The 1158-nt window shown below is 60.8% G+C and carries 1 protein-coding gene; it reads left to right on the forward strand.

The window, feature by feature from the left end; genetic code table 11:
* Positions 1–57: 57 nt before the first annotated feature.
* Positions 58–1158 carry an IS630 family transposase gene (locus tag VJR90_11050; protein HKV98006.1) on the forward strand — a complete coding sequence of 367 codons (1101 nt, stop codon included), beginning with the start codon at positions 58–60 and terminating at the stop codon, positions 1156–1158.

A 1158-nucleotide genomic window follows, 5' to 3' on the forward strand; every position in this document is an offset into this window, starting at 1 on the left:
CTAGTGTAGTGTCCAATAAGTGATTGACATTATTGGTTTGTGGGGTATTCTTGGGTTATGCCACGCCATGCTCAGCCCTTGGTCTTGACCGATTCGGAAGCCAAACAACTAAACACCCACGTGCAGGATCGCCGTTCCACCCAGCAGGAGGTTTTGCGAGCCCGCATCGTTTTGCTGGCCGCACAACAATGGGAGAACCGGGACATAGCGGCCGAACTGGAAACCACCCCGCACACGGTCGGGGTTTGGCGGCGCCGGTTTGCGGCAGAGCGCCTGGTGGGACTGGACGATGCGCCGCGTTCGGGGCGGCCGGTGTCGCTGGCCACGGCCACGGTGACCAAAGTGCTCACGACGGTGACGCAACCGCCCAAGGGACGAAGCCGTTGGAGCGTGCGGAGCATGGCTCGCCACGCCGGCTTGTCCAAGAGCCGGGTGCAGCAATTGTGGCAGGCCAACGATTTGAAGCCGCATCAGGTGCGCACCTTCAAGCTGTCCGCCGACCCCCAATTTGAGCCCAAGTTCTGGGACATCATCGGCCTGTATTTGAATCCTCCACAGCGGGCTTTGGTGCTGTGCTGCGATGAGAAGAGCCAATGTCAGGCGCTGGAGCGCAGCCAACCCGGGCTGCCCTTGGGCCTGGGCCACATTCGCACGCGTACCCATGACTATGTGCGCCACGGCACCACGACGCTCTTCGCCGCCTTGAACACTTTGGATGGCCGCGTGATTGCGCGCACCGAGACCCGGCACACCCATGTGGAATGGTTGCGGTTCCTGCGGCAAATCGAACGCCAAACGCCGCCCGCTCTGACCCTGCACCTGATCGTGGACAACTACGCCACGCACAAACATCCCGCGGTCAAGGCCTGGCTGGCCCGGCACCCACGAATCCAACAGCACTTCACGCCCACCAGCAGCTCCTGGCTCAATCTGGTGGAACGCTTTTTCCGGGACCTCACCGAGGAAGTGGTGCGTGAGGGCAGCTTCCAAAGTGTGCCGGCGCTGGTCCGCACGATCAACGTTTGGTTGGCCCAACGCAACCGCCAACCCCAACGTTATGTGTGGCGTGCAGACGGGGCAGCCATTTTGGAAAAAATCAACCGCGCCCGCATTAAACTCGAAGAAATAAAGGCAGACACTTCGAGGACACTACACTAG

The organism is Gammaproteobacteria bacterium, from assembly GCA_035279405.1.
In the GTDB taxonomy this organism is placed as follows: domain Bacteria; phylum Pseudomonadota; class Gammaproteobacteria; order Natronospirales; family REEB76; genus REEB76.